The organism is Micromonospora sp. NPDC047134, from assembly GCF_040643455.1.
Lineage (GTDB): Bacteria > Actinomycetota > Actinomycetes > Mycobacteriales > Micromonosporaceae > Micromonospora.
The window spans coordinates 79,026-105,026 of record NZ_JBEYUI010000007.1 but is presented as its reverse complement, the minus strand read 5'-3'; the positions used below and the strand labels follow the sequence as shown (position 1 = coordinate 105,026).

At 72.0% G+C, this 26,001-nt stretch carries 26 protein-coding genes and 1 pseudogene; 18 read left to right on the top strand and 9 right to left on the bottom strand.

The annotated features are described in order from the left end of the window. Positions 1-138: 138 nt before the first annotated feature. The 6 genes from ABZ795_RS11730 to ABZ795_RS11705 form a co-directional block, all read right to left on the bottom strand. Entirely contained in the window at positions 139-606 is a 468-nt protein-coding gene (locus ABZ795_RS11730) for a nitroreductase family deazaflavin-dependent oxidoreductase (protein ID WP_327022195.1), read from the bottom strand. A gap of 19 nt (positions 607-625) precedes the next feature. Next, complete coding sequence (locus ABZ795_RS11725; protein WP_357530267.1) at positions 626-3,364, bottom strand: FtsX-like permease family protein; 2,739 nt, start codon at positions 3,362-3,364, stop codon at positions 626-628. Continuing rightward, positions 3,361-4,113, bottom strand: coding sequence for an ABC transporter ATP-binding protein (locus tag ABZ795_RS11720; protein WP_357530356.1), 753 nt, complete (start codon positions 4,111-4,113; stop codon positions 3,361-3,363). Before ABZ795_RS11720 ends, ABZ795_RS11725 begins: the two co-directional genes overlap by 4 nt. Before the next feature lie 50 nt (positions 4,114-4,163). Beyond that, complete coding sequence (locus ABZ795_RS11715; RefSeq protein ID WP_327022193.1) at positions 4,164-4,745, bottom strand: PadR family transcriptional regulator; 582 nt, start codon at positions 4,743-4,745, stop codon at positions 4,164-4,166. Between the two features lie 96 nt (positions 4,746-4,841). Continuing rightward, positions 4,842-5,282: a ferritin-like domain-containing protein gene (locus ABZ795_RS11710; RefSeq protein WP_327022192.1), complete on the bottom strand. Its 441-nt coding sequence runs from the start codon at positions 5,280-5,282 to the stop codon at positions 4,842-4,844. Then, on the bottom strand, positions 5,279-5,737 hold the full coding sequence (locus tag ABZ795_RS11705) for a hypothetical protein (protein WP_327027225.1): 459 nt from the start codon (positions 5,735-5,737) through the stop codon (positions 5,279-5,281). The genes ABZ795_RS11710 and ABZ795_RS11705 overlap by 4 nt, the downstream gene beginning before the upstream one ends. A 221-nt stretch (positions 5,738-5,958) precedes the next feature. Here ABZ795_RS11705 and rimP point away from each other — a divergent pair, with 221 nt between their 5' ends. The 11 genes and pseudogenes from rimP to ABZ795_RS11650 all read left to right on the top strand — a co-directional run bounded on the left by rimP (position 5,959) and on the right by ABZ795_RS11650 (position 15,810). Beyond that, positions 5,959-6,597 carry a ribosome maturation factor RimP gene (gene rimP / locus ABZ795_RS11700; RefSeq protein ID WP_357530266.1) on the top strand — a complete coding sequence of 213 codons (639 nt, stop codon included), beginning with the start codon at positions 5,959-5,961 and terminating at the stop codon, positions 6,595-6,597. After that, positions 6,594-7,637, top strand: coding sequence for a transcription termination factor NusA (gene nusA, locus ABZ795_RS11695; RefSeq protein WP_327022190.1), 1,044 nt, complete (start codon positions 6,594-6,596; stop codon positions 7,635-7,637). Before rimP ends, nusA begins: the two co-directional genes overlap by 4 nt. A 16-nt stretch (positions 7,638-7,653) precedes the next feature. Further along, a pseudogene (locus ABZ795_RS11690) lies at positions 7,654-7,984 on the top strand (YlxR family protein). 93 nt (positions 7,985-8,077) lie between these two features. Then, positions 8,078-11,077 carry a translation initiation factor IF-2 gene (infB, locus tag ABZ795_RS11685; protein WP_327022189.1) on the top strand — a complete coding sequence of 1,000 codons (3,000 nt, stop codon included), beginning with the start codon at positions 8,078-8,080 and terminating at the stop codon, positions 11,075-11,077. A gap of 91 nt (positions 11,078-11,168) precedes the next feature. After that, positions 11,169-11,462 (top strand): DUF503 domain-containing protein, encoded by a 294-nt coding sequence (locus ABZ795_RS11680; protein ID WP_327022188.1) that lies wholly within the window; start codon positions 11,169-11,171, stop codon positions 11,460-11,462. 143 nt (positions 11,463-11,605) lie between these two features. Then, positions 11,606-12,097, top strand: coding sequence for a 30S ribosome-binding factor RbfA (gene rbfA, locus ABZ795_RS11675; protein WP_327022187.1), 492 nt, complete (start codon positions 11,606-11,608; stop codon positions 12,095-12,097). 101 nt (positions 12,098-12,198) lie between these two features. Beyond that, positions 12,199-13,257, top strand: coding sequence for a bifunctional oligoribonuclease/PAP phosphatase NrnA (locus ABZ795_RS11670; RefSeq protein WP_357530355.1), 1,059 nt, complete (start codon positions 12,199-12,201; stop codon positions 13,255-13,257). Positions 13,258-13,322: 65 nt separating this feature from the next. Beyond that, entirely contained in the window at positions 13,323-13,730 is a 408-nt protein-coding gene (locus tag ABZ795_RS11665) for a hypothetical protein (protein ID WP_327027223.1), read from the top strand. Next, positions 13,730-13,939, top strand: a complete 210-nt coding sequence (locus ABZ795_RS11660) for a DUF6186 family protein (RefSeq protein ID WP_181445169.1) — start codon at positions 13,730-13,732, stop codon at positions 13,937-13,939. Before ABZ795_RS11665 ends, ABZ795_RS11660 begins: the two co-directional genes overlap by 1 nt. A gap of 219 nt (positions 13,940-14,158) precedes the next feature. After that, the gene (locus tag ABZ795_RS11655; protein WP_327022186.1) at positions 14,159-14,296 is read left to right on the top strand and encodes a hypothetical protein; all 138 of its coding nucleotides are present in this window, start codon (positions 14,159-14,161) and stop codon (positions 14,294-14,296) included. A 164-nt stretch (positions 14,297-14,460) separates the two neighbouring features. Continuing rightward, positions 14,461-15,810, top strand: a complete 1,350-nt coding sequence (locus tag ABZ795_RS11650) for an MATE family efflux transporter (protein WP_357530265.1) — start codon at positions 14,461-14,463, stop codon at positions 15,808-15,810. Positions 15,811-15,827: 17 nt separating this feature from the next. On the opposite strand, the gene ABZ795_RS11645 is transcribed toward ABZ795_RS11650, so the two are convergent. Then, a complete protein-coding gene (locus ABZ795_RS11645; protein WP_327022184.1) occupies positions 15,828-16,142 on the bottom strand; it encodes a hypothetical protein in 315 nt (104 codons plus the stop codon). 189 nt (positions 16,143-16,331) lie between these two features. Between ABZ795_RS11645 and truB the strand changes: the two genes are divergently transcribed. The 6 genes from truB (at position 16,332) to dapB (ending at position 23,590) form a co-directional block, all read left to right on the top strand. Continuing rightward, entirely contained in the window at positions 16,332-17,174 is an 843-nt protein-coding gene (gene truB / locus ABZ795_RS11640) for a tRNA pseudouridine(55) synthase TruB (RefSeq protein WP_327027222.1), read from the top strand. Between the two features lie 56 nt (positions 17,175-17,230). Further along, positions 17,231-18,160 (top strand): bifunctional riboflavin kinase/FAD synthetase, encoded by a 930-nt coding sequence (locus ABZ795_RS11635; RefSeq protein WP_327022183.1) that lies wholly within the window; start codon positions 17,231-17,233, stop codon positions 18,158-18,160. A 186-nt stretch (positions 18,161-18,346) separates the two neighbouring features. Continuing rightward, a complete protein-coding gene (gene rpsO / locus ABZ795_RS11630) occupies positions 18,347-18,616 on the top strand; it encodes a 30S ribosomal protein S15 (RefSeq protein ID WP_137782330.1) in 270 nt (89 codons plus the stop codon). 225 nt (positions 18,617-18,841) lie between these two features. Then, complete coding sequence (locus ABZ795_RS11625) at positions 18,842-21,217, top strand: polyribonucleotide nucleotidyltransferase (RefSeq protein ID WP_357530264.1); 2,376 nt, start codon at positions 18,842-18,844, stop codon at positions 21,215-21,217. Positions 21,218-21,393: 176 nt separating this feature from the next. After that, positions 21,394-22,722 (top strand): pitrilysin family protein, encoded by a 1,329-nt coding sequence (locus ABZ795_RS11620; RefSeq protein ID WP_357530263.1) that lies wholly within the window; start codon positions 21,394-21,396, stop codon positions 22,720-22,722. A gap of 100 nt (positions 22,723-22,822) precedes the next feature. Beyond that, positions 22,823-23,590, top strand: coding sequence for a 4-hydroxy-tetrahydrodipicolinate reductase (gene dapB, locus ABZ795_RS11615; RefSeq protein ID WP_357530262.1), 768 nt, complete (start codon positions 22,823-22,825; stop codon positions 23,588-23,590). A gap of 27 nt (positions 23,591-23,617) precedes the next feature. On the opposite strand, the gene ABZ795_RS11610 is transcribed toward dapB, so the two are convergent. Further along, a complete protein-coding gene (locus tag ABZ795_RS11610) occupies positions 23,618-24,199 on the bottom strand; it encodes a GNAT family N-acetyltransferase (protein ID WP_357530261.1) in 582 nt (193 codons plus the stop codon). A gap of 35 nt (positions 24,200-24,234) precedes the next feature. Here ABZ795_RS11610 and ABZ795_RS11605 point away from each other — a divergent pair, with 35 nt between their 5' ends. Beyond that, positions 24,235-25,521, top strand: coding sequence for a glycosyltransferase family 87 protein (locus tag ABZ795_RS11605; RefSeq protein WP_357530354.1), 1,287 nt, complete (start codon positions 24,235-24,237; stop codon positions 25,519-25,521). Here ABZ795_RS11605 and ABZ795_RS11600 read toward each other — a convergent pair. Continuing rightward, complete coding sequence (locus ABZ795_RS11600; protein ID WP_357530260.1) at positions 25,420-25,971, bottom strand: GNAT family N-acetyltransferase; 552 nt, start codon at positions 25,969-25,971, stop codon at positions 25,420-25,422. The genes ABZ795_RS11605 and ABZ795_RS11600 overlap by 102 nt on opposite strands. Positions 25,972-26,001 lie beyond the last annotated feature (30 nt).

Here is a 26,001-nt window from a genome sequence, read left to right as displayed (position 1 = left end):
CCGCGCGCCCTGCCCCCCGCCGATCTTGCACTTTGTGTCGGGGAATAAGCCGCGAAAGCCGCATTTCGGCGACCCAAAGTGCAAGATCGGCGCGAAAAGGGCGCTGCGGGGTGGCGCGGCAGCGCGAGGGGGTGGGGGTTAGGGGGTGGGGGTTAGGCGGAAGATGCGGATCTGGCGGTCGCCGGCTCGTTCCACGTAGGCCTGGTAGGCGGGCCATTCGTCGAGGAGCAGTTGCCACAGGCGGTCGCGTTCGGCGCCGGTGGCCAACTCGGCGCGTACCGGGATGCGGCGTCCCGCCACGTCGACCTCGGCCTCGGGGTTGGCCAGCAGGTTGAGCGACCAGGCCGGTTGTTGCTTCTGCCCCCAGTTGGAACCGATCACCACGTACCCCGTGCCGTCGGGTATGTACAGCAGGGGGTTGCTGCGGGGCTTGCCGGAGCGGCGGCCGGTCGTCGTGATCACCAGGGACGGTACGAGCCCGAGCGCCACCACCCGGCCCCGGGTCAGTCGCCCGACGATTCGGTCGGCGGGGACCAGCAGGCGCATGGCGGCACCGAACCAGCGGTACCGCCCGAGTCGGCGGGCCAGGGAACCCAGTGTGGACATCCGCACAGTGTGCCGTACTTCAGTCCAGCCGTCGTTCCACCGGTAGTCGGGAACGGGTGAACAGGGCCGCCCCGAGCATCGCCACCAGCGGCACCACCACCAGTACGCCCAGGGTGAGCCAGGGGACGACGAACGGATAGGGCGGCTCGATCGGCCAGGCCTGTGCGTACTGCCGGTTGGTGAAGAACAGGATGATCAACGCCGCGCCGAGGCCGGCGATGATGCCCAGCAGGGAACCCAGCACGGCGATCACGCCGGCCTGACACAGGGAGAGCAGTCGGCGTACGCCTGGACTGGCGCCGACCGCGGCGAGGGTGGACAGGTCGGCGCGGCCCTCGGCCGCCGCCAGGCCGGTGGCTATTCCGGCGGCACCCACCGTCACCACCGCGGAGACCCCGGCCAGCAGGAGCAGCACCCCTACGGTGCCGCTGTACCGGCTGTCGTCAGGGGTATCCACGCTGAAGGACCCGAGTGGACGGATCGCGGCGGAGAACTGCTCGTGGCGGTCCGGATCCGGCGTTCCGTCCATCGCCCAGCCGACGTGGCGGGTGTCCACCCCCAGCCGGTCGGCCACCGCCTGCGAGAGCAGGACCCAGTCGCTGCCGAGGTCGTTGTCCACGGCGTGGCCGGGAACGATCACCGACCGGGTGTGGCCGCTCAGCGAGCCATCGGAGCTCTCCTGGTAGCGCAGCTCCACGTGGCCGTTCAGCAGGTACCGGGGGTCGGTCACCACCACCCCGCCGGCCCGCAGCACCGCAGTGGCCGTGGCCGTCTCCTCCGCCCCGGTGCCGGTGAGGATCGGCAACGCCGAACCGTCGTCCACGGCGACCTGGAAGTACGGGCCGTAGTAGGCGTCCGGGGGGCCCTGGCAGCGGTCGTCGGCCCGGGCCCGACGCTGGTCGGCTTCGCTCAGTGTCTGGTCTGCCTGCCAGGGGCAGGCACGTTCGGCCGGCAGCACCGGGCTGAACTGGCACTCCTCGTGCTCGGGTAGGCAGCCGGCCAGGACCAGCGGGGCGATCGTCCGGGAGCCGAGGTGCTCCCGGGCCGGTCCGGTGATCTCGGCGAGGGTGGGCGGGGGGACAGCCTCGGGCCATTGGTCGGCCCAGACCAGGACGCTGCCCCCCGGCACCATCGGGGGGAACCGCTCCTCGTCGCGGGCCTGTTCACTGGCGAGGAAGAGACCCAGGGCGACACTGCCAGCGACCGCGGCCATCACCGCGGAGATGGCCGGGGCGGCAGAGGAACGGTTGCGGCTGGCGTCGCGTAGCGCGATCCGGGGGGCCAGCGGCAGGAACCGGCCGGCCCGGGCCACCATTCCGACCAGTGTCGGGGTGGCGAAGACCAGCCCGAGTTCACCGAGCAGCAGCCCGGCCAGGATGATCACCTGTGAGGTCAGCACCGCCCCGAGGGCGGCCACGCCCACCCCGCCGACGGACAGCAGCACCCCGATGACCAGCCAACGGCGTGGACGCGCCGGCGGGGTTCTCCGGCCGGCCAGCCCGGCCACCACGTCCTGTCGGGCGGCCGTCCAGGCCGGGGCCAGTGCCGCCAGTACCCCGGCGAGCACCGCCACCAGCCCGATCACGACCAGGGCAGCGGGCCAGACCCGGTACCCCCCGAAACGGTGCTGGACGATGAACTCCTCGACCAACGGGCGGGTGGCGAAGGCCACGGCCACCCCGAGGGCGATGCCGATCGCGGCGCCGATGCAGCCGAGGATCACCCCGTCGGCGAGCACCACTCGGCGGAGCTGGGCGGCATCACCCCCGGCCACCGAGACCAGCGCCAGGTCCCGCCGCCGTCGGCGTACCCCGACGGCGAAGGCCGGGCCGACCAGCAGCACCACCTCCAGCAGGCCCAGCCCGGCGGCCAGCAGGCCGCTACCGATCTCCTCGCCTGACGTGGCCAGGTCGAACCGTCCGTCGGCGACGACGGTGGGAGGCGTCGCGGCGATGCGGGCGGTGACCACGACCCCCTGCTCGTTGAGCTGGCGGAACAACTCGGCGGTCATCGGGGTGGGCAGGTCCACCAGGAAGTTCGGGTCGGCGCCCCCCGCGGTCGTCGGTGATCCGGTGGGATGCAGGGCGACCCCGGGGCTCAACTGTCCGGGGAACTCGACCACTCCGACGACGGTCCAGCTGCGGCTGTTGTTGCCGGCGGCGATCTGGTCACCGAGGTCGAGGTCGAGTTGACGCCGGGTGGCCGGGTTCACCGCGACCTCGTCGGCACCGGCCGGAACCCGACCGGCGTGCACCCGGGCCAGTCCGTGCCCCAGCGGGTCGGTCAGGTCGATCACGGTGGCGTTCAGATGATCGCGGACCCGGTCACCGTCGCGGACGGGGAAGGGCACCCAGTGGGTGATCGGCAGGACCCGGCTGCCGGCGGGCAGCAGCGCGGCCACCTGGTCCGCGCTGACCTTCGCCAGGGCCTCGCTCTCCTCGACCTCTTCGCCGGTTGGCCACCAGTCGTTGCCGTCGGCGCTCTGTCTGATCGGGACGCGGCTGACCACCCGCAGTTGGGCGTCCGCGTCGGCCAGGGTGCGGTCCAGATTCTCGGCGGGGGTCAGCCGCGACATGTCCACGCTGACCGCTACGAAGGTGAGCGCCAGCACCGGCAAAATGATCATGCCGAGCACCAGGGCGGTCCGCCCACGTGCCCGTCTCGTCTCCCGGCGGGCGATGCGCAGGGCGGTCCGCCACGACCCGATGAACTCCGCCGTCCGCGCCTTGCCGAGCCTCGGGTCGACCTGGTCGCTCACCGGCCGCTGCCGGAGAGCAGGGCCTCGATGCCGACCAACGGGGCGGTCGAGTCGACCGCCACACCGTCGCGCAGGAACACCACCCGGTCCGCCCAGCCGGCGTGTCGGGCCTCATGGGTGACCAGCACCCCGGCGGCGCCCGCGTCGACCCGGCGGCGCAGCAGCCGCAGCACGGCCTCCCCGGTCTGTGAGTCCAACGCCCCGGTCGGCTCGTCGGCGAGGACCAGGCGGCGCTCACCGACCAGCGCGCGGGCGATGGCCACCCGCTGCTGCTGGCCGCCGGAGAGCTGATCCGGAAAGCGGTCGCCCAACTCCGTCATGCCCACCTCGGTCAGGGCTTCCAGCGCCAATCGACGAGCCCGACGTACCCCCGTACCGTCCAGTTCCAGGGGGAGTGCGACATTCTCCACCGCGGTCAGGCTGCCGATCAGGTTGAGGTTCTGGAAGATGTAGCCGATCCGGCGGCGTCGGAGTCGAGCCAGGCCGCTGCGATCCAGCGCCTGCAACGGCTGGCCCTCCACCCGCACCTCACCGGAGGTCGGGCTGTCCAGCCCGCCGGCCAGGGTGAGCAGGGTGGACTTGCCGGAGCCGGAGGGGCCCATCACGGCGACCAGTTCGCCGGGGCGGACGACCAGGCTGACTCCGCGTAGCGCGTACACGGCGGCCGGACCGGTGCCGTGGGTGCGGTGCACCTCCCGCAGCTCCAGCACGGCCTCGGTGGCGTCATCCCCGCCGGATCCGCCGTCCACCGGCGGGACACCCTGGTCGGAAAGGGTGGGTCTCGGGTCGTTCGCCGCACTCACCGTCGGGCCTCCTCACCCGTGTGGCCCACCGCCTCCGAGTGGGACGCTGGGCCGGAGACCGGGGGGCGGTGCCGGGCCAGGCTGGTCTCGCAGTGGTCGAGCCAGCGCACCTCGGCTTCGGCCTGGAACATCATCGCGTCGAGCACCAGTCGCCAGGGCAGATCCTCCGGCCGGTCGCTGGCGTATTTCAACCGGGTCAACTCCTGGAGGGTACGCATGGTGGCGGTGCGTTGGTTCTGCACCACGGCGCGGACGTCGACCCCCGGTGTGGTCAACGCCAGGGCCAGCTTGATCGCCAGCTCGTCACGGGGGCGGTCGGTGCGGCTGATCGGGGTGGCGAACCACAGCGCCAGGTCCGCCCGCCCGGCGTCGGTGATCTCGTACGGCCGCTGTCCGGTCTCGCTCTCCGGCAGGGATCTGACGAGTCCGTCGCGCTCCAGCCTCGACAGGGTCGTGTAGACCTGACCGATGTTCAGCGGCCAGGTAGACCCGGTCGACTCCTCGAACGCCGCCCGGAGTTGGTAGCCGTACATCTGGCCGCGTTCGAGCAGGGCGAGCAGGCCGTGGCGGATGGACATGTAGCGGAGTATGCATACCAGGTATGCCGGACCGCAACCGCAAAGCCGCCCCGACCACTACGGATGTTCATATTTTCGCCCCCGGGCGGGGTCGGTTCAGCCGGGACGGCCGGGAAAGGCCACCGTCACCGGGGTGATCCCGGCCGCCCGCCGCCAGCGGGTCGCCCGCACCGAGTAGTCGATCAGTGCGGTCAGGGCCCGGTCCCGTTGCTCTCCCGTGCTGGCCGGCAGCACCGCCCGCCAGAAGGCCGCAGCGCGCTCCTCCACCTCGACCGCCAGCCGCAGGGCGCTGGCCCGGTCGGTCACCGGGAAGGGCAGGGCGTAACCGGGTCGGTCCGGTGGGACAGCCCCGCCGCCGGTGGTCAACTGCATGATCAGGGCGTCGCGTCGGCCGCGGTGGGCGGCCTCCGCCTCGACGGCGGCCTTGCGTTCGGCGTCGGCCAGCCGTACCCCGATCGGGCCGTACGCCCAGATCGCGGCGTATTCGGCGGCCAGCGCGGCGACCAGGGGGTCCTCGGTGCCGGTGGGTGCGGTCACTTGAGCGCCTCCAGGTGGGTGGCCCGCGCGGCGGCGATCGAGCCGAGCAGGGCGGCCCGCTCGGCCGGGGCGGCGGCGCAGGCTGCGGTCGCCGAGTCCCGGCCGGACCGTTCGGCCTTGCGCAGCGCGGACAGGGCGGCTGCCCGGTCCGCCGGAGGCTCGGGTGACGGTGGTGCGGCCGATCCGGACGGCGCGGCCGACGGAAGGGCCGTACCGGTCAGTCGGGCCAGTTCGTCGGCGTGGGCCTCGTGGGTCTCGGCCAGGGGGACCAGCCGGGCGGCCAGGTCGGGATGGGCCTCGGCGGTGGTGCGGAGCCCGGCCGCTAGGCGCAACGACTCCTCGATCAGGGGGGCCAGGGGGTCCGGCCGTGGCGGGTCCTCGCGGTCCAGGAGGCCGCAGCCGGTCAGCGGGGCGGCGGCTGCGCCGAGCACCAGCAAGGCCCCCGCCCGCAGCACGGTGCGCCGGGGAGGCGGGGAGGATCCCTCCCACCGAGTCGTTCTGCCCATCACCACCGGACAAGTCAACACCATCGACACGGTCGGTGTACGGCGGTGGGCGTCGGTGCGCCGCTCGGGTCCTCCTCCGGTGGGCGCGTTACGCTCTGCGCAGCCACCGGCGCGTCCGCACCGGTGGCGTGCCGGCATGGCAGTCGGCGAGCAGTGAAAGGGTCGGACAGATGACGCAGCGTGGCCGTGCCACCAGAACGACGGGACGACCCCGTGGCGGCGGCCCGGCTCCGCGAGGCGGCCAGGGTCCCCGAGGAGACCTCGCCGCCCGTCGGGAGCGACTGCGTGCGGTGATCGCACCGGTCGTCGACGGCGCCGGCTACGACCTGGAGGACCTGTCCGTGTCCCGGGCCGGTCGACGACACGTGGTTCGGGTGATCGTCGACGCGGACGGCGGGATCAACCTGGACGCGGTGGCGGAGATCTCCCGGGCGGTCTCGGCGGCGCTGGACGCGGCCGAGGAGACCGGCGGTGACATCGTCGCCGGGGAGTACCAGCTTGAGGTCAGCTCACCGGGGGTGGACCGGCCGTTGACCCTGCCCCGGCACTGGCGGCGCAACATCGGCCGGTTGGTCCGGGTGACCGTCCGAGGGGCGGGGGAATCCAGCGACCGACAGGTCACCGGCCGGGTGGTGGCCGCGGACGAGGAGTCCGTGGAGTTGGAGGTCGACGGCGAGGGGGCCTCGTGGCCGTACGCCGACCTCGGCCCGGGGCGGGTGCAGATCGAGTTCAGCCGCCTGGACGAACTGCCCGATTCAGAAGACGTCGACGACGATGACGATGACGATGTGGAGGACGAGGAGAGGTGAATATCGACCTCGCGGCGCTGCGCGCACTCGAGCGCGAGCGGGAGATCCCGTTCGACACGATCCTCGCGGCGATCGAGACCGCACTGCTGACCGCGTACCGGCACACCGAGGGTGCCCAGTCGCACGCTCGGGTGGAGATCGACCGCAAGAGCGGCGCGGCCCTGGTCTACGCCCAGGAGATGGACCCGGAGGGTGGCGTCGCCCGGGAGTGGGACGACACCCCGCACGACTTCGGTCGGATCGCCGCCATGACCGCCAAGCAGGTGATCCTCCAGCGGTTGCGGGAGGCCACCGACGAGGTGCACTTCGGTGAGTACGTCGGCCGTGACGGCGACCTGGTGACCGGGGTGGTCCAGGCGCACGAGGCGCGGGCCGAGAAGGGCATCGTCACGGTCGACCTGGGCAAGCTGGAAGGTGTCCTGCCGCAGTCGGAGCAGGTGCCCGGGGAGCGGTACGCCCACGGCGAGCGGATCCGGTGCGTGGTGGTGCACGTGTCCAAGGGGATGCGCGGCCCGCAGATCACCCTGTCGCGTACCCATCCGAACCTGGTGAAGAAGCTGTTCGCCCTGGAGGTGCCGGAGATCGCCGACGGCACGGTGGAGATCAGCGCGATCGCCCGTGAGGCAGGTCACCGTACGAAGATCGCGGTGCGTTCCGCCGTGTCCGGTGTCAACGCCAAGGGCGCCTGCATCGGCCCGATGGGCCAGCGGGTCCGGGCGGTGATGAGCGAGCTGCACGGCGAGAAGATCGACATCATCGACTGGTCGGAGGATCCGGCCACCTTCGTCGGCAACGCCCTCTCCCCGGCCAAGGCCCTGCGGGTGGAGGTGGTCGACCTGGCGAACCGGGCGGCCCGGGTCACCGTTCCGGATTTCCAGTTGTCGCTCGCCATCGGGCGGGAAGGGCAGAACGCCCGGCTTGCTGCCCGCTTGACCGGATGGCGGATCGACATCCGGTCCGACGCCGAGCAGAGTGGCTCTGCCGGCCGCCCCGGAGCCGATCAGGTCCGGGAACCGGGCGGCGCGGTCTCGGGCAGCTAGGGGTAGACTTCCACCAGTGGCACGACGCGCGCGGCCGGAGCGCACCTGTGTGGGTTGCCGACGGCGTGCGCCGGCCAATGAGTTACTGCGGATCGTCGCGATCGATGACGAGGCTGGCTACAGCCTCCGGCCCGATCCGACCCGCAGACTGCCGGGTCGGGGAGCGAACATGCACCCGGATCCGGCCTGCTTCGCGCAGGCAGTGCGGCGCCGCGCCTTCGGGCGTGCGCTGCGCCTCGCCGGGGCTCCCGATGACGGAGCCCTCGCGGAGTACCTGACGCGTCAACCACCACGTCCGGTCACCCGACCGGGCGAGGGTCGCTAGCAAGGTAGGACGACCAGCATGAGCACACGATGAAGTCCCAGAAATGACCAGGCTTCAAGTGCACGAGTGAGGTCGCTGCGGGTGCTGCCCGCACGACCTCGGAGTGAGGAGTGCAGTGGCAGGTAAGGCCCGCGTACACGAGCTTGCAAAAGAGCTCGGGGTCGAAAGCAAGACCGTTCTCGCCAAGTTGAAGGAAATGGGCGAGTTCGTGAAGTCCGCGTCGAGCACCGTCGAGGCGCCGGTCGCCCGGCGGCTGCGCAGCGCCTTCGTCGCCTCCGGCGGCGCCGGCGCTCCGACGGCTGCGCCGTCGGCCGCGCCAGCTCCGGCGGCACCGACCCCGTCCTCGCCGACCCCCGGCGAGCCCCGGATCACCGCCAAGCCGACGCCGCCGCGGCGTCCGGCGGCGCCCGGGCCCAAGCCGAAGGCCCCGGTGCCCGGTCCGCCGCCCGCGGCGGCCCCGGTCGCCAAGCCGGCGAGTGCTCACGACATCGAGGTGGCCGCCGCGGAGGCGCGCGCGGCCGCGCTGAAGGCGGAGCAGGAGGCTGCGGTCAAGGCCGCCCAGGCCGCCCGCCAGCAGCAGCGCGACAACGTCCGCCGGGAGCCCCCGGCGGAAGGGGGCGCCCGTCCGGGTCCCCGTCCCGGCCCCAGCAACATGCCGCCGCGTCCGGGTTCCCCGGCCGCCGGTCGCACTGGCGGCCCGACCCCCGGCCCGGGTGGCCGGCAGGGCCGTCCGCCGGCGCGGGGTGCCGGTAACAACCCCTTCGGCATCCAGGGCAGCCAGCAGCAGCGTCCGCCGGCCGCCGGTGCCGGTGGACCTCGTCCCAGCCCGTCCTCGATGCCGCCGCGGCCGAGCCCGGCCTCCATGCCGCCTCGGCCCAGCCCGGCCTCCATGCCGAGCCAGCGGCCCGGTCGTCCGGGTGGTCCCGGTGCCGGTCGTCCCGGTGGTGGCGGCGGTGCCGGTCGTCCCGGTGGTGGCGGCGGTGCCGGTGGCGGCTACCGCGGCGGTCCCGGTGGTGGCGGCGGTGCCGGTGGCGGTGGCTACCGCGGTGGCCCCGGTGGTGGCGGCGGTGGCGGTGGCTACCGTGGCGGCCCCGGCGGTGGTGCCGGTGCCGGTGGCGGTTTCCGCCCGGGTGCGCCGGCCGGTGGCGGTGGGCGTCCGGGTGGCGGCGGCCGTGGCCGTGGCGGCGGCGCCGCCGGTGCCTTCGGGCGTCCGGGTGGCAAGCCGACCCGTGGTCGCAAGTCCAAGAAGCAGCGCAGACAGGAGTTCGACAACCTGTCGGCTCCGACCATGAGCTCGGGTGCTCCCCGGGGTCAGGGGCAGACGGTCCGGCTCTCCCGGGGCGCCTCGCTGTCGGACTTCGCCGACAAGATCAACGCCAACCCGGGTTCGCTGGTCCAGGAGATGTTCAACCTGGGCGAGATGGTCACCGCGACCCAGTCCTGCTCTGACGACACCCTGCTGCTGCTGGGTGAGCACCTCGGCTTCAACGTGCAGATCGTCAGCCCGGAGGACGAGGATCGCGAGCTGCTCGCGCAGTTCAACATCGACCTCGACGCCGAGGTCGCGGAGGACCGCCTGGTCAGCCGTGCGCCGGTGGTGACCGTCATGGGTCACGTCGACCACGGTAAGACCAAGCTGCTCGACGCGATCCGTAAGGCGAACGTGGTGGCCGGCGAGGCCGGTGGCATCACCCAGCACATCGGCGCCTACCAGGTCCACGTCCCGCACGAGGGCGAGGACCGGGCGGTCACCTTCATCGACACCCCGGGTCACGAGGCGTTCACCGCCATGCGTGCCCGTGGTGCCCAGGTCACGGACATCGTGATCCTGGTGGTGGCGGCCGACGACGGCGTGATGCCGCAGACCATCGAGGCGCTCAACCACGCCAAGGCGGCGGAAGTGCCGATCGTGGTCGCGGTCAACAAGGTCGACAAGCCGGAGGCCAACCCGGACAAGGTCCGCCAGCAGCTGACCGAGTACGGCCTGGTCGCCGAGGAGTACGGCGGCGACACCATGTTCGTCAACGTGGCCGCGAAGCCCGGCATCGGCATCGAGGAACTCCTCGAAGCGGTGCTGCTCACCGCCGACGCGTCGCTGGAGCTGACCGCTCCGATCGACGGGCCGGCGCAGGGTGTGGCCATCGAGGCGCACCTGGACAAGGGCCGTGGTGCGGTGGCGACCGTGCTGGTGCAGAAGGGCACCCTGCGGGCGGGCGACTCGATCGTCGCCGGTGGGGCGCACGGCCGGGTCCGGGCGATGCTCGACGAGAACGGCAACCAGCTCACCGAGGCCGGTCCGGCGCGTCCGGTCATGGTTCTCGGCCTGACCGCGGTGCCGGGTGCGGGCGACACCTTCCTGGCTGCGGCGGACGACCGTACGGTGCGGCAGATCGCCGAGCAGCGCCAGGCGCGGCGGCGGGCGGCGTCCTTCGCCAACTCCCGTGGCCGGGCCACCCTCGAGACGCTCATGGAGCAGCTCAAGGAGGGCGAGAAGACCTCGCTCAACCTCATCCTCAAGGGTGACGTCTCCGGTTCGGTGGAGGCCCTGGAGGACGCGCTGTTCAACCTCGACATCCCCGAGGAGGTCCAGCTCAAGGTCCTCGACCGGGGCGTCGGCGCGATCACGGAGAGCAACGTCATGCTCGCCAGCGCCTCGTCCGAGCCGGTCACGATCATCGGCTTCAACGTGCGGGCCTCGAACAAGGTCCGCGAGATGGCCGACCGCGAGGGCGTGGAGATCCGGTACTACACCGTCATCTACCAGGCCATCGAGGAGATCGAGGCGGCGCTCAAGGGCCTGCTCAAGCCGGAGTACGAGGAGGTCGAGCTGGGCACCGCGGAGATCCGCGACGTCTTCCGCTCGTCCAAGATCGGCAACATCTCCGGTTGCATCGTCCGGTCGGGTGTCATCCGGCGCAACGCGAAGGCGCGCCTGCTGCGCGACGGCGCGGTCGTGGCGGACAACCTCACGATCAGCTCGCTCAAGCGGTTCAAGGACGACGCGACCGAGGTCCGCGAGGGCTTCGAGTGCGGTCTGACTCTGGGTGGTTACAACAACGTCCAGGTCGGCGACGTGATCGAGACCTTCGAGATGCGGGAGAAGGTTCGCGCCTGATCCTGCGGTGACGCACTGATCAAGGGGTTTACGCCGGGCGGCGTAAACCCCTTGATCATGTGGGGTGGGATGCGGGTAGTGTCCGCAGACGATGTATACCGCTACCGCAGTATTCGACCTGCTGCTGCCGGGGGACTCCCGGTCGCTGAAGGCCAAGAGATCCTACGTACGGCCGATCGTGGCGGCCCTGCGCCGCTTCGAGGTCTCGGCCGCCGAGGTGGGCGCGCTCGACCTGCACGGGCGAGCGGAGATAGGGGTGGCTGTGGTGGCCGCCGAGCCGGCCCACGCCCGTGAGGTGCTCGACTCCTGCGAACGGCTGGTGGCCGGTCGGCCGGAGATCGAACTGCTGTCGGTGCGTCGCCGACTACACGGCGAGGAGGACTGACCGTCAGCGGTCCGGGCCGTCGGCCGCCCGCGCGGGCCCGGGTGCCCCGCGGGTAGGGTTCGAGGTGTTAAGGGCCGACCCGGGCCCGGTGACGTAGGCGTCAACCGGCCCGGTCGGTAGCGGCACGCCGTGGAGGTGGCGAGATGACGGATCCGGCCAAGGTACGCCGGCACGCGGAGCGGGTGCGTGAACTGGTCGCGTCGGTGGTGCGGAGCCAGATCAAGGACCCCCGGCTCGGGATGATCACCATCACGGACGCCCGGATCACGGCCGATCTCCGCGATGCCACGGTCTTCTACACCGTGCTCGGCGACGCGGCCGCCCAGGCCGGCACCGCCGCCGCCCTGGACAGCGCCAAGGGCATGCTGCGCAGCACGGTCGGCAAGGCCCTGGGTCTGCGCCACTCGCCGACTCTGACCTTTGTCCTGGACAACGTGCAGGATCAGGTCAAGCACATCGACGACCTGCTGGCGGCGGCCCGTAACGCCGACGCCGAGGTGCAGCGCCTGGCGGCGCGGGCCGAGTACGCCGGTGACGCCCAGCCGTACCGCCTGGAGGACGACGAGGACGACGAGGACTCCGGCGAGCCCGAGGCCGGCGACGTCGACGAGGCCCGGGGCGGGGACCGGCGGTGACCGCCCCGACCGGCGGCGCCACGACCGAGACGGCCGCGCCGCCGGGACCGGCCGGGGTCGGCGGTTCGGCCCCGTACCGGCCGGCTTCCGCCGGTGCAGTCCTGGCGGCTTCGGCGGCCGGTACAGCCTCGACCGGCCCGGTGGAGGCCGACTGGGCGGCGGCGGTGGCGGCCGTGCGGCAGTTGCCCCCCGATGGTCGGGTGCTGCTGATCTGCCACGTCAACCCGGACGGCGACGCGCTGGGCAGCATGCTCGGCTTCGGGCTAGGGCTGCGTCAGCTAGGGGTGGGGCGGCTCCAGGCGACCTTTCCCGGCCCGCTGGAGATACCGGAGCCGTTGCTAGGGCTGCCCGGTCAGGAGTTGCTGGTGCCGGCGACGGAGGCCGACCCGGAGCCGGATCTGGTCATCTGCTTCGACGCGGCCAGTGAGTCCCGGCTGGGCGAGCTGGCCGGTCGGCTGACCGGCCCGGGCACCGCCCTGGTCCTCGACCATCACGCCTCGAACCCGGGCTTCGGTGATGTCAACCTGATCGACCCGGGCGCCGCGGCGACCTCCGTGGTCGCGGAGGAGTTGCTGGCCCGGCTCGGGGTCTCCCTGGATCCCGGCATCGCCGAGTGTCTGTACGTGGCGTTGAGCACGGACACCGGCTCCTTCCGGTTCGAGGCGACGACCGTGGCGGTGCACGAGATGGCGGCCCGCCTGTTGGCCACCGGCATCCGTCCCGGCGAGATCTCCCGGCGGATCTTCGACAACCGCCCCTTCGGCGCGGTGCGTCTCTTCGGTGAGGTGCTGGGCCGGGCCCGGTTGGAGCCGGCCGCCGCCGGCGGCCACGGCCTGGTCTGGACCTACGCCACCCTGGACGACCTGGCGCGACACGACCAGCGACCGTACGTGTTGGAAGCCCTGATCGATCCGGTCCGGTGCACCGCGGAGGCGGACGTCAGCTGTGTGGTCAAGCAGACCGGGGTGGCCGAGTGGGCGGTGTCCCTGCGCAGCAAGGGGGCGATCGACGTGAGTCGGGTGGCCCTGGCGTTGGGTGGCGGCGGCCATCGCCTCGCCGCCGGCTTCACCGGACGGGGAACGGTCGACGAGGTGATCGCGCGTATCCGGACGGAACTGGACGTGCCAGACGGGGAGGGTCGTATTAATCGGCAAGGGTGATATCCGGGTCGATATCAGGGGGTGTTGACCTTTCCGTACCTGGACAGGATCGGGAGAATCGGATGATGGAGCAGCCCCGCGACCTCACCCTAGAGGCCCCTCGAACCTGGGAGCGCCCGGTCGTCAGTGTGCCGGTGCTCGTCGCTCTCTCCCTGGTCGGTGGTCGTTTTCCGTCCTTCTCGACGGAGGCAAATCTCTATGTGTTCGGGGCCGGCGGGATGCTGATCTGGCTCGGGATGTCGAATCGGGTGCCGCGTCGACCGGCCCCGCAGCGGCTGAACTCGGGTGCCCTCTGGTGGACCCTGCCGGTGCTGGTGTTCGGCGTCTTCGAGGGTGCGACCTTCTTCTCGGCGGCCGGTGACGACTTCCCCACCTTCTCCCGGCTGGCGGACCCGCTGCTGGAGGACCGGCTGGTGCGGTCCGCCGGCTGGCTGGTGTGGCTGTCGGCCTTCTGGGGTTTGGTGCGGCGATGATGCGGGCCCTGGCGATCGGTGGATTCCTGGTCGGGCTGGCGCTGTTCGGCCTGGTCGAGTGGCTGGCCCGCCGGGAGGGATCGCGGATTCCGACCCTCGGCGAGGTCTGCGCGTACGTGATGCGCTACGAGGTGGGCCCGGTCCCGGTCGGGCGGATCGGGTTGTTCGGCTTCTGGTGGTGGGTGGGCTGGCATTTCCTGGCGCGGTGATCGGGTTCGATCGGTCCAGATGTCGGGAACCGTGGGCGACATGTGGACCTGAACGATAACTTGGGTATCGGCCGACGCCGTTATGGCGCAGGTCAGGATGGCGGAGCCATACCCTGCGCCGCTTTCCTCCAGGGTCGACCGACCCGGGCCGTAAAGGTCGTCCACCCGCCGCTCCGGCGACCCCGGAGCCTGGGTCGGGCGCCGTCAGCGACATCGCCCGTGACGCGCCGCCGTGCTCGGCGACGCGCGCCCTGGAAGGGACTCACCATGGCCGCCAAGCCCAAGCCCGAGACCACCGACGAGGCCCGCGAGCAGGCCCGCCGCGCCCTGCAGACCTCCATGGACACCCGTCAGTGAACGTACCCGACCGGCGGTGACGCCGAGACCGCCTGGCACGTACGGCGTCACCGTCCGGTAGTTCCACCGCTCCACCACCGCCCGCCATGGTGTGACGTGACCGCCATTGGTAAGCAGCACACTTCTCTTGTCTCCTTACACCTCGCGTGCCAGTATCGGCGGCGATGAGCCAGCCCACCCCGACCGTCGACCGGGTCGCCTCGCCCCGCCGGATCGCCGCGCTAGCCCTGCCGGCCCTCGTGGTGCTGGCCGCCGAGCCGCTCTACGTCCTGGTGGACACCGCCGTCGTCGGGCATCTGGGTCAGGTTCCGTTGGCGGCGGTCGCCGTCGGCGGCACCGTGATGACCCTCACCGCCTGGGTGGGCACGGTCGTCGCGTACGGCACCACCGGGCGCGCCGCCCGCCGCTTCGGTTCCGGGGACCGGGCCGCCGCGGTGGCCGAGGGGGTGCAGGCCTCCTGGCTGGCGCTGGCCCTTGGGGTGCTGGTCGCCATCGGGATGCAGGTCGGTGGCCCGGCGCTGACCGGTGCCCTGGCCGGCGGGGGAGAGGTCGGCAGGGCCGCCGGTGAGTGGCTGCGCATCGCCTCCCTCGGGGCCCCCGGGCTGCTGCTGGCCGCCGCCGGCAACGGCTGGCTGCGCGGTGTGCAGGACACCCGTCGGCCGCTGTGGTTCGTGGTCGGGCCCAACCTGCTCTCGGCGGTGCTCTGCCCGGTGCTGGTCTATCCGGTGGGGATGGGCCTGAACGGTTCCGCGGTGGCGAACGTGATCGCGCAGACCCTCTCCGGGGTCCTGTTCGCCGGGGCCCTGGTGGCCGAGCGGGTGGCCCTGCGCCCGCACCCGCGGGTCATCGGCCAGCAACTGGTCCTCAGCCGGGACCTGTTGATCCGTGGGGTGGCCTTCCAGGCCAGCTTCCTGTCCGCGACGGCGGTCGCCGCCCGGTTCGGCGCCGCCGCGGTCGGTGCTCACCAGATCGCGGTACAACTCTGGTTCTTCGCGGCCCTGGTGCTCGACGCGCTGGCCATCGCCGCGCAGGCCCTGGTCGGTGCCGCCCTGGGGGCCGGCGACGATCAGGCGGCCCGCGCCCTGGCCAAGCGGATCGGTCGGTTCGGTGCGGTGTGCGGGGCGGCGTTCGCCGTGCTGGCCGCAGCCGGGGCGGGGGTGGTGCCGACCTGGTTCAGCGCCGAGCCGGCGGTACACGAGCAGGCCCTGGTGGCCTGGCCCTGGTTCGTCGTCATGCTGCCCCTGGCCGGGGTGGTGTTCGCCCTGGACGGGGTCCTGATCGGTGCCGGCGACATTCGGTATCTGCGTAATCTGACCGTGGTCGGCGCCCTCGGCGGATTCCTCCCCGCGATCTGGCTCTCCCACGCCTTCACCCTCGGCCTCGGCGGCATCTGGGCGGGTCTGCTGCTGTTCACCGTGATCCGGCTGATCGGCCTGGTGCTGCGCCTGCGCAGCGGAGCCTGGGCGGTCACCGGGGCGGTCCGCACCGAATCCCGGGCGACACCCGCCGCCTGATCCCGGCCGGAACAGGGTCAGATCTGGGCGTAGAGGGCGTAGAGCAGCGACACCAGGGCCATCACCACGATCCAGGAGACGACCATGGCGACCATCTTGAAGGTGGTCGGGTAGCGCTGGTAGAGGCGGTCCCGGTCCTGCCAGGCCCACCAGCGGCGGCGCAGCCGGCCCACGCCGGGCAGGGCGGCGAACGCCTGGGCGACCCGCACCCCCAGGGTGCGCCTGGGAGGTGGCGGATCGAGCATCCAGGCGGGCAGGGTGCTCGCCGGTCGGGGCGTACGCAGGCGGATAGTCTCATCGGGCCGCTCGGTGGATGTGCCGCCGGTGGTCATTTCGGTCTCCCCGTGGTCGGCGGCACCGGATCGGCCGACGCCGCTGTGAGTTCATCGTCACAGTCGTGTTCCACGCCGTAAATCCGGTTTCGGCGGCCGGTCGTCCGCTGCCGGGCCCGCCGGGTCGATCTGGCAGGCTTGCACGTCGTGAGCACAGACGGTCTGATCGTGGTGGACAAGCCGGGCGGCATGACGTCGCATGATGTGGTGGCGCGCATCCGCCGATTCGCGCGTACCCGCCGGGTGGGCCACGGCGGCACCCTGGATCCGATGGCCACCGGGGTGCTGGTGATCGGGGTGGGTCGGGCCACCCGCCTGCTGACCTACGTGATCGGCGCCGACAAGACCTACGCCGCCACCATCCGGTTGGGCCAGTCCACCGTCACGGACGACGCGGAGGGCGAGGTGATCGCCACCGCATCCGCCGGTGCGCTGACCGACGAGGCGATCCATGCCGCCCTGGCCGCCTTGACCGGCGAGATCGACCAGGTGCCGAGCGCGGTCAGCGCCGTCAAGATCAACGGGCAGCGGGCGTACAAGCGGGTCCGGGACGGCGAGACCGTCGACCTGCCGGCCCGGCGGGTCACCGTGTCCCGGCTGGAGGTGCTGGCCATCCGCCGGGACCAGCCCGAGGTGGTGGACGTAGACGTGGAGGTGGCCTGCTCGACCGGCACCTACATCCGGGCGATCGCCCGGGACGCCGGCCTGGCGCTGGGGGTCGGCGGACACCTCACCGCCCTGCGGCGTACCGCCGTGGGGGGTTTCACCCTGGCCGAGGCCGCCACCCTGGATGAGCTGGAACAACGCGCCCCCGAGGTGGTCGACCTTCCGCTGGCGGCCGCCGCCGCCCGGTTCTTCACCACCCGGGTGGCCAGCCCGGAGGAGGCGAAGGTGCTCTCCCACGGCGGCCCGCTCGACCCGATCGGCCACCTCGGGCCGTACGCGGTCTTCGATCCGGCCGGCCAGTTGATCGCTATCGTCAGCGAGCGGGCCGGCCGGGCCCGCGCGGAGATCGTGCTCGCCCCGGCGTGACGGCGGCCGACACCCGAGTGGAAGACCTGGCAGTACCGGCTACAGGAAGGACGAGCATGCAGCGGTGGCGGGGGTACGACGCGGCGCCGGGGGGTTGGGGACGTTCGGTGGTCACCATCGGGGTCTTCGACGGCGTGCACAAGGGCCACCAGGCCACCATCGGGCACGCGGTGGCGCGCGCCCGGGAGTGGGGAGTGCAGTCCGTCGTGGTCACCTTCGACCCGCATCCGGCCGAGGTGGTGCGGCCGGGTTCCCATCCGGCGGTGCTCACCGAGCCGGCCCGCAAGGCGGAGCTGATCGAGGCCCTCGGTGTCGATGTGCTCTGTGTGGTGCCGTTCACCTCCGAGTTCTCCCGGCTGCCGGCGGAGGCCTTCGTCCACGACGTGCTGGTCGAGCACCTGCACGCCGCCCTGGTGGTGGTGGGGGACAACTTCCGGTTCGGGCACCGGGCCGCCGGGGACGTGGCGCTGTTGGAGCAGTTGGGGCGTACCTTCGGCTTCGCCGTCGAGGGGGCACCCCTGGTGGCCGAGGCCGGCACGGTCTTCTCCTCGACGTACATCCGCTCCTGCGTGGATGCCGGTGACGTGACCGCGGCGGCCAGCGCCCTGGGGCGTCCGCACCGGCTGGAGGGGGTCGTGGTCCGGGGTGACCAGCGCGGCCGGGAGTTGGGCTTCCCGACCGCCAACCTGCTCTGCCACCGCTACGCCGCGATCCCGGCCGACGGCATCTACGCCGCCCGGCTGATCCGTCGGGGTCAGCGTGAGCCGCTGGGCGCGGCCGTCTCGATCGGCACCAACCCGACCTTCGCCGGCCGGGAACGCCGGGTCGAGGCGTACGCGCTGGATTTCGACGGCGACCTGTACGGCGAGCGACTGGCCCTGGATTTCGTGGCCCACCTGCGGGGACAGGTCCGCTTCGACGGCGTCGAGCCACTGGTGGCCCAGATCGCCCAGGACGTCGAACGGACCCGCCGGGCGCTGGCCTGACGGCCTCATTCGGGCGATGGTCACGAGGTGCTGGTAGGCTGACGAAGACGTCGGCTGACCGACGTGGGTCCTCGCATGTCTGCTCGACGCCGCGGATGCGAGGACGTCCGGTAGCGATGCCCAGCCTGCAGAGATTCAGCCTGGCTCGCACGGACACCATCGACAACCCACTGAAACAGGGAGAACATGGCGCTCGACCAGCAGGCAAAGGCCAAGATCCGCGAGGAGTACGCGACCGTCGAGGGCGACACCGGTTCGCCGGAGGTGCAGGTCGCGGTCCTCACCAAGCGGATCGCTGACCTCACCGAGCACCTGAAGGTGCACAAGCACGACCACCACAGCCGCCGTGGGCTGCTGCTGCTGGTCGGCCGCCGCCGTCGGCTGCTCAACTACGTGCAGAAGAAGGACATCAACCGCTACCGGTCGCTCATCGAGCGGCTCGGCCTGCGCCGGTGACGTGAGACGGGGGAGTGGCCACCGGGCCGCTCCCCCGTCGGCGTAACCACCTCGAGACACGGGCCGCGAGCACCCAGACAGGGGAGCCGTCGGCGTACCGGTCTCCGGTAGTGGCCTCCGGGTGTCTCCGGCTTTCGCCGGTGGTCCCGGGCGCTTCGATCGAAGACCGGCCGTCGGTACAGCTCCCGCTCGTGGCCCCCCGATGCGAAGGAGCATTGCCGCACCATGACCGAGACCAAACTCGGCACCGAATCCCGCACCGCCGTGATCGACAACGGGTCCTTCGGCACCCGTGAGATCACCTTCTCCACCGGCCGGCTGGCCCGTCAGGCCGCCGGCTCCGTCGTCGCTCAGCTCGGCGAGACGGTCGTCCTCTCCGCCACCACCGCCGGCAAGCAGCCGAAGGAGCAGTTCGACTTCTTCCCGCTGACGGTCGACGTCGAGGAGCGGATGTACGCCGCGGGCCGGATCCCCGGCTCGTTCTTCCGCCGGGAGGGCCGTCCCAGCGAGGACGCCATCCTCACCTGCCGCCTGATCGACCGGCCCCTGCGCCCGTCGTTCGTCAAGGGCCTGCGTAACGAGGTCCAGGTCGTCGAGACCATCCTCGCGCTCGACCCGCAGCACCCGTACGACGTGGTGGCGATCAACGCCGCCTCGATGTCGACCAAGCTGTCCGGCCTGCCGTTCTCCGGCCCGATCGGGGCCACCCGGATGGCGCACGTCGACGGCCAGTGGGTCGCCTTCCCGACCCACGACGAGCTCAGCCGGGCCACCTTCGACATGGTGGTTGCCGGTCGGGCCCTGGCCGACGGCGACGTCGCGATCATGATGGTCGAGGCCGAGGCCACCGAGCACACCGTCAAGCTGGTCGCCGACGGCGCCCCGGCCCCGACCGAGGAGGTCGTGGCCAGCGGCCTGGAGGCCGCCAAGCCGGCCATCCGTGAGCTGTGCCGGGCGCAGAGCGAGCTGGCCGAGGTCGCCGCCAAGCCGGTCGCCGAGTTCCCGGTCTTCCTGGACTACTCCGATGACGCGTACGACGCGGTCGCCGAGTTCGCTCGCGGCGATGTCGCCGAGGCTCTCCAGATCGCCGGCAAGGCGGATCGCGAGGAGGCCCTGGACGCGGTCAAGTCCCGCCTGGTGGAGGAGCTCGGCCCGCGCTTCGAGGGCCGGGAGAAGGAGCTGTCGGCTGCCTTCCGCTCGCTGACCAAGTCCGAGGTGCGCAACCGGGTGCTGCGGGAGCAGGTCCGCATCGACGGGCGTGGCCCGCGCGACATCCGGCCGCTGAACGCCGAGGTCGGGGTGCTGCCCCGGGTGCACGGCTCGGCGCTGTTCGAGCGCGGCGAGACCCAGATCCTGGGCGTCACCACCCTCAACATGCTGCGCATGGAGCAGGCCCTGGACACCCTCTCCCCGGAGAAGTCCAAGCGCTACATGCACAACTACAACTTCCCGCCGTACTCCACCGGTGAGACCGGCCGGGTCGGTTCGCCGAAGCGCCGCGAGATCGGCCACGGCGCCCTCGCGGAGCGGGCCCTGATCCCGGTGCTGCCCTCGCGGGAGGAGTTCCCGTACGCCATCCGGCAGGTCTCCGAGGCCCTGGGCTCCAACGGCTCCACCTCGATGGGCTCGGTCTGCGCCTCCACCCTGGGCCTGCTCAGCGCCGGTGTGCCGCTGAAGGCCCCGGTGGCCGGCATCGCCATGGGCCTCATCTCCGACGAGGTCGACGGCAAGACCCAGTACGTGACGCTGACCGACATCCTCGGTGCCGAGGACGCCTTCGGCGACATGGACTTCAAGGTCGCCGGCACCCGGGACTTCGTGACCGCCCTGCAGCTCGACACCAAGCTCGACGGCATCCCGTCCGACGTGCTGGCCGCCGCGCTCCAGCAGGCCCACGAGGCCCGGCAGACCATCCTCGACGTGATGCAGCGGGCCATCGAGTCCCCGGCCGAGATGTCCGACTACGCGCCGCGGGTCACCACGGTGAAGATCCCGGTCGACAAGATCGGCATGGTGATCGGCCCGAAGGGTCAGACCATCAACGCCATCCAGGACGAGACCGGCGCCGAGATCTCCATCGAGGACGACGGCACGATCTACGTCGGCGCCACCAACGGCCCTTCGGCCCAGGCGGCGGTCGACCGGATCAACGCCATCGCCAACCCGACCATGCCGAAGGCCGGGGACCGGTTCCTCGGCACCGTGGTCAAGACGGCCCCCTTCGGCGCGTTCATCTCGCTGCTGCCGGGTCGTGACGGCCTGCTGCACATCTCCAAGGTGGGCGACGGCAAGCGGGTCGAGAAGGTCGAGGACTTCCTCAACGTCGGCGACAAGGTCGAGGTCGAGATCGCCGACATCGACCAGCGGGGCAAGATCTACCTGGACAAGGTCCGTCCCGAGGGCGCCGAGGCACCGGCTCCCGCCGAGGCGGGCGGCGAGCGGCCGGCAGGCCGTGGTGACCGGGGTGACCGTGCCCCGCGCGACCGGGGTGACCGCGAGCGTGGCGGTGACCGGGGCGGCCGTGGCCCGGAGCGGGGCGAGGGCGGAGAGGGCAGCGAAGGCGGCGACTCCCGGCCGCGTCGGCGTACCCGGCACAGCTGATCTTCGACAACCGTAGTGAACCGGCCGGGCGACCATGTCGCCCGGCCGGTTCGTCACCGTCAACCCCCTCGTCGTACCGGAAGCAGGTTGCCGTGAGTCGTACCCGGCGAACGTCTCTGTCCGTGACTCGCCCGCCAGCGACGCCACCCGGCCCCGGCCGGCAGGCAGTCGGTACCGTGCGGTCCGCCGGCGGCGCCACCCGGGCCGTCACCCGCACCCTCAGTGAGGACCCCTTGGGGGGTACGGTGCGCCGCACCGTGCTGCCCAGCGGGCTGCGGGTACTGACCGAGGCCATCCCGGCGATGCGCAGCGTCTCCTTCGGCATCTGGGTCGCGGTCGGTTCCCGGGACGAGACCGGGTCCACGGCCGGTGCCGCGCACTTCCTGGAGCACCTGCTGTTCAAGGGCACCCACAAGCGGGGTGCGATGGAGATCTCCTCGTCGATCGAGGCGGTGGGCGGCGAGACCAACGCCTTCACCACGAAGGAGTACACCTGCTACTACGCCCGGGTGCTCGACGAGGATCTGCCGCTGGCCATCGACGTGATGTGTGACCTGGTAGCCGACTCGGTGCTGGAACCGGCCGACGTGGAGACCGAGCGGGGCGTGATCCTCGAGGAGATCGCCATGCACGACGACGAGCCCGGCGACGAGGTGCACGACCTGTTCGCCCGGGCCGTCTACGGCGACCATCCCCTGGGCCGGCTGATCTCCGGTACCTCGGACACGGTCACCCCGATGACCCGCCGCCAGATCCAGACCTTCTACCGGCGCCGGTACGTCGCCCCGCAGATCGTCATCGCCGCCGCCGGCAACCTCGACCACGCCGCCGTGGTCCGGCTGGTCCGGCAGGCGCTGCGCGGCACCCCCCTGGACACCGACCCGGCCCCGCCCGCGCCGCACCGCCCGGCCAGCCCGGCGGTACGCACCCGGTCCGCCCGTACGGTGGTGGAGGTCAAGGAGACCGAGCAGGCGCACATCGTGCTCGGCTGTCCGGCCATCGACCGGCTGGACGACCGCCGTTTCGCGCTGAATGTGCTGAACAACGTGCTCGGCGGTGGCATGTCCAGCCGGCTGTTCCAGGAGATCCGGGAGCAGCGGGGGCTGGCCTACTCGGTCTACTCCTACGCCAGCCAGTACGCCGACAGTGGGGTGTTCGGCGTCTACGCCGGGTGTGCCCCCGGCCGGGTGGACGAGGTGCTGGCGCTGACCCGGGCCGAGTTGGCGCGTACCGCCGCCCACGGCATCACCGAGGCCGAACTGGCCCGGGGCAAGGGGATGAGCAAGGGGGCCTTCGTGCTCGGCCTGGAGGACACCGGCTCGCGGATGAGCCGGCTGGCCAAGGGCGAACTGCTCTACGGCAACCTGATGCCGGTGAACGAACTGCTCGCCCGGGTGGACGCGGTCACCCTGGAGGACGTCAACACCCTCGCCGCCGACCTGCTGGCCCGACCGATGTCCCTGGCAGTCGTCGGCCCCTTCGCCGACCGCGACTTCCCCGCCTGACCCCTCGGCTGTCCGGCTGTCCGGCGGGGTGATCGCCGCATCTCGCCGGATCTCCCGCCTCTGCGGCTGGCGGCGGACCTGTTGGGATAGGTTGTGCCGCGTGACTGACGAGCGGGAAAAGGGCGGGCTGATCCGGGTCGGCGTACTGGGTGCGCGGGGTCGGATGGGCGCCGAAGTGTGCAAGGCCGTCGAGGCCGCTACCGACACGACGCTGGTGGCGGCGGTCGACCAGGGCGACGAACTGTCCACGGTGGCCCAGGCCGGGGCGCAGGTGGTCGTCGACTTCACCACCCCCGGCGCGGTCATGGACAACCTGCGCTGGTGCATCGAGCAGGGCATCCACGCGGTGGTCGGCACCACCGGCTTCACCGAGCAGCGCCTCGACCAGGTGCGCGACTGGTTGGCCGGCAAGCCCGGGGTGGGTGTGGTGATCGCCCCGAACTTCGGCATCGGCGCCGTACTGATGATGCAGTTCGCGGCCCGCGCCGCCCGGCACTTCGAGTCCGTGGAGATCATCGAGCAGCATCATCCGCGCAAGCTCGACGCCCCCAGCGGCACGGCCACCCACACCGCCCGCCTGATCGCCGCAGCCCGCGCCGAGGCCGGGCTGGGCCCGGTGCCGGACGCCACCGCCGACGAGGTGGCCGGTGCCCGGGGCGCCGACATCGACGGGGTACGGGTGCACGCCGTCCGCGCCACCGGGCTGCTGGCCCACCAGGAGGTGCTGTTCGGCACCGCCGGTGAGACGCTGACCATCCGGCACGACTCGTACGACCGGGTGTCCTTCATGCCCGGGGTGCTGGTCGCGGTCCGCGCGGTCGGCGACCGCCCCGGCCTGACCCTCGGCCTGGACCCCCTGCTCGACTGACCGCCCCCGGGGGGGCCTAGGTGCGGGTCAGCCCGCGTCGGTCGGTTCGGTGGGGAGGGCCACGTGCAGGCGGAGCTGGGGGACCAGCATGTCGTCCACGTCCAGCGCCCGGCCCGCACCGTCCGGTTCCCAGCCGGCGGCGGTAAGGAACTTGCGGGAGGCCTGATCGCCCTCGAAGACCCAGGCCAGCGCCGTGGTGAAGCCGGACTCCCGCCACAGGTCGACACTGGCGGCCAGCAGGCGGCTGCCGTGCCCCCGGCGGCCCCACCGGGGCTCCACCAGCAGGTCGGTCACCGCGACCACCTCCGGGCCGAGGGCCTCGGCGGGCTCGTTCGGGGCCAACGCCTCGGCGTCCACCGGACCGGAGGCGGCGAAGCCCACCAGATACGATTGCTCGGCCTGTTCGACCGCGACCAGGACCCGGTGGTGTTCGCTGGGCGGGCGGCGTACCGCAGCCTCCCAGCGCTGAGCGAGCAACCCCTCGTCGAGCTCGGCCAGCACATGCCGGGGCAGCAGTCGCCGATAAGCGACCCGCCAGGTGGCGAGCTGGATGCGTGCGATCTCGCCGGCGTCCTCGGGACGCGCCGGGCGGACAAACCCGAGAGCCATGGGACGACAGCCTACGCAGGGTGAGGGAGGCGACGGTGGCGCAGGGTGCCAGGCGGACGGTCGGACAGATCGTCTTCGTGGTCGTACTCGCCGTCGCGGTGGCCGCCTTCCTGTCCGTGGCGGCGGCCCGGCACGGCTTCTTCGACCTTCAGGTCTACCGGGGGGCACTCATCTGGTGGGCCCGTGAGGGCGGGGAACTCTACGACCACCTGCGCCCCGGCACCCAGTACGGCTTCACCTATCCGCCCTTCGCGGCGCTGCTGATGCTGCCGATGGCGTACCTGCCCTGGCACGCGGCGATCGTGGTGAGCGTGGCCGCCGGGGTGGCTACCAGCGCGGTGTTGATCTGGTGGCTGCTGGACCCGGTGTCCCGGCGGGCCGGGTGGACCCGCTGGTTCGCCTTCGCGGTGGCGTTCTGCCTGGCCGCCGCCTTCGAACCGATGCGCGAGACCATCAACTTCGGCCAGGTCAACACCCTGCTGCTGTTCCTGGTGGCGGTGGACCTGATGCGACTGCTGCCGGGCGGCAGCCGGTGGGCCGGCATCGGCATCGGCCTGGCCACCGCGATCAAGCTAACCCCGGGCATCTTCATCGTGTACCTGCTGGTGACCGGTCGCATCCGGGCCGCGGTAACCGCCGTGGCCGCCGCTACCGGGGCCACCGTGCTGGCCGCGGCACTGTTCCCGGACGCCTCCCGGGAGTTCTGGACCACCGCGCTGTGGAACACCGGTCGGGTCGGTGAGCTGGCGTTCGTCTCCAACCAGTCGCTCCGCGGTGTGGTGGCCCGACTGGACCCGACCAACCCCAGCACCCTGGCCTGGCTGGGCCTGGTGGCCGTGACCGTGGCGCTGTGGGTGTGGCGGTCCCGTGCCGCCGTACGCGCCGGGAACGAGACCGCCGGGCTGGCCCTGACCGGCGCGGTGATGTGCCTGGTCAGCCCGGTCACCTGGGTGCACCACCTGGTCTGGCTGCTGCCGGGTCTGCTGCTGCTGGTCGAGGGGGCCGTCGCCGCGCCGTCGGGCAGCCGCCGACGCCGTGGCCTGCTGGCCGCCGCGATCGTCGGGTACGGCTTCCTGATCAGCCGGATCGTCTGGGCCTGGGAGAAGGACTTCACCGGGCTGGACGGGTTCGTGTTCAGCAACACCTATGTCTGGATCAGCCTGGCCTTGCTGGCCTTCCTGCCGGTACGCCGGCCCGGCTGGACCGACGAGCCACCGGCCTCAGCGGTCGAGTCGTCCGGCGTACCGCAGCTCGACCAGGTGCAGCGGCGCACGCCCGCCGGACAGTGGCACCGGGTAGGTCGACCGCTCACCGTCCGGTGACAGCCCGGCCCGCTGATAGAACCGGCGGGCCCGGTGGTTGTCCGCCAACACCCAGATCCGGTACTCGGCCAGGCCCCGCTCGCGCAGACCGGCCTGAGCCGCCGCCAGCAGGGCGGGTGCCGTGCCGTCACCCCAGTGCTCCGGCACCACGTACATCGCCACCACCTCGCCGTAGGTCGGGTCGAGGTCGCCCCGGTCCTGGTTGTTGCGGTACGGGCCGAAGGTGGTGAATCCGGCCAGCGTGCCGTCGATCTCGGCCAGCAGGGTGGTGAAGGGGTGCTCCGGATCGGCGGTACCCAGATCCCGGCGCCGTTGGGCCCAGGCCACCGGGTTGAGCCGATCCAGCACCTCGTCCGGCATGATCCCGGCGTACCCGGCCCGCCACCCGCTGATGTGCACCCGGGCGATCGCCTCGGCGTCGGCGGCCTGTTCACGACGGATGGTCGGCATGACTGCCGTTCTACGTGGCCGACGACGGCA

Excerpts from the sequence above, each read along its gene's own strand:
- ABZ795_RS11730 (WP_327022195.1), bottom strand. The coding sequence starts at position 606 with ATGTCCACACTGGGTTCCCTGGCCCGCCGACTCGGGCGGTACCGCTGG.
- ABZ795_RS11715 (WP_327022193.1), bottom strand. The coding sequence starts at position 4,745 with ATGTCCATCCGCCACGGCCTGCTCGCCCTGCTCGAACGCGGCCAGATG.
- rimP (WP_357530266.1), top strand. The coding sequence starts at position 5,959 with ATGACGCAGCGTGGCCGTGCCACCAGAACGACGGGACGACCCCGTGGC.
- ABZ795_RS11680 (WP_327022188.1), top strand. The coding sequence starts at position 11,169 with ATGTATACCGCTACCGCAGTATTCGACCTGCTGCTGCCGGGGGACTCC.
- rbfA (WP_327022187.1), top strand. The coding sequence starts at position 11,606 with ATGACGGATCCGGCCAAGGTACGCCGGCACGCGGAGCGGGTGCGTGAA.
- ABZ795_RS11665 (WP_327027223.1), top strand. The coding sequence starts at position 13,323 with ATGGAGCAGCCCCGCGACCTCACCCTAGAGGCCCCTCGAACCTGGGAG.
- ABZ795_RS11660 (WP_181445169.1), top strand. The coding sequence starts at position 13,730 with ATGCGGGCCCTGGCGATCGGTGGATTCCTGGTCGGGCTGGCGCTGTTC.
- ABZ795_RS11650 (WP_357530265.1), top strand. The coding sequence starts at position 14,461 with ATGAGCCAGCCCACCCCGACCGTCGACCGGGTCGCCTCGCCCCGCCGG.
- ABZ795_RS11645 (WP_327022184.1), bottom strand. The coding sequence starts at position 16,142 with ATGACCACCGGCGGCACATCCACCGAGCGGCCCGATGAGACTATCCGC.
- truB (WP_327027222.1), top strand. The coding sequence starts at position 16,332 with ATGACGTCGCATGATGTGGTGGCGCGCATCCGCCGATTCGCGCGTACC.
- ABZ795_RS11635 (WP_327022183.1), top strand. The coding sequence starts at position 17,231 with ATGCAGCGGTGGCGGGGGTACGACGCGGCGCCGGGGGGTTGGGGACGT.
- rpsO (WP_137782330.1), top strand. The coding sequence starts at position 18,347 with ATGGCGCTCGACCAGCAGGCAAAGGCCAAGATCCGCGAGGAGTACGCG.
- ABZ795_RS11625 (WP_357530264.1), top strand. The coding sequence starts at position 18,842 with ATGACCGAGACCAAACTCGGCACCGAATCCCGCACCGCCGTGATCGAC.
- ABZ795_RS11610 (WP_357530261.1), bottom strand. The coding sequence starts at position 24,199 with ATGGCTCTCGGGTTTGTCCGCCCGGCGCGTCCCGAGGACGCCGGCGAG.
- ABZ795_RS11600 (WP_357530260.1), bottom strand. The coding sequence starts at position 25,971 with ATGCCGACCATCCGTCGTGAACAGGCCGCCGACGCCGAGGCGATCGCC.